The organism is Mesorhizobium sp. M7D.F.Ca.US.004.03.1.1 (assembly GCF_003998635.1).
Classification (GTDB): Bacteria; Pseudomonadota; Alphaproteobacteria; order Rhizobiales; family Rhizobiaceae; genus Mesorhizobium; species Mesorhizobium loti.
Genome location: NZ_RZQG01001470.1, coordinates 1 through 901, shown reverse-complemented (window position 1 = coordinate 901; position 901 = coordinate 1). Strand labels below are relative to the sequence as shown.

Annotated in this window: 1 protein-coding gene; it reads left to right on the top strand. The window is 64.2% G+C overall.

Annotated features, from left to right (window positions below):
• Positions 1 to 681 (top strand): cytochrome P450 (locus EN935_RS38030; RefSeq protein ID WP_164771820.1); only part of this gene is annotated, 681 nt, incomplete at its 5' end.
• Positions 682 to 901 lie beyond the last annotated feature (220 nt).

Sequence of the window (901 nt, the reverse complement as noted above, 5' to 3'; positions counted from 1 at the left end):
ATCCACGGCCGCACACGCGAAACCGAGGAGGCGGCCAATCGCGCCGCGGGCGAATTTGCCGATTTCCTGCGTTTCCATGTCACCGAGCGGCGCAAGAACCCCGGCGACGACCTGCTGTCGCTGCTGATCTCGGCGCAGGAGGACGGTGAGAGGCTGTCGGAGGACGAGATGGTGTCCTCTGCGATCCTGCTGCTCAATGCCGGTCATGAAGCGACGGTGCATCAGACCGGCAACGCTGTCCGCTCCATCCTTATGCAAGGCGGCGATGTCAGCCGCTTCTTCGGTTCACCAGAAGCGGCCGCGGCAACGGTCGAGGAATGCCTGCGCTTCGACGCGCCGCTGCACATGTTCACGCGCTACGCCTATCAGGAGATCGAGGTCTCGCCCGGTATCGTGGTGCAGCCGGGCCAGACGATCGGGCTGCTGCTCGGCATGGCCAACCATGACCCGCGCGCCTTCGCCGAACCGCAAGCCTTCCGGCCGGATCGCGCGGACCAGAAGAATGTATCCTTCGGCGCCGGCATCCATTTCTGCATCGGTGCACCGCTGGCCCGGCTCGAATTGCAGGTGTCGCTGAAAACCCTATTTGAGCGCCACCCAAAGCTCCATCTTGCCGAAAGGCCAAGCTTCCGCGACACTTACCACTTCCATGGGCTGGAAACGCTCGCCGTCGGCTTCTGACGATCGCGGGCCAGGGGCTGCGAGATGAGACTGTTTTCGATACGGGCGACGGTGTTCGCCCTGGCGCTGGCGTGCGCATCCCCTGACATGGCGGCCGCCCAGCAGCAGCCGGAAAACATCCCGTGGGAAAACAGCACGGCCATCGCCCAAAAAATGGCGACGGTCCTGCTGGAGCGGCAGACCGGGTCGAAAGGCCTGCCGCTGACATCGTTTGCCATCG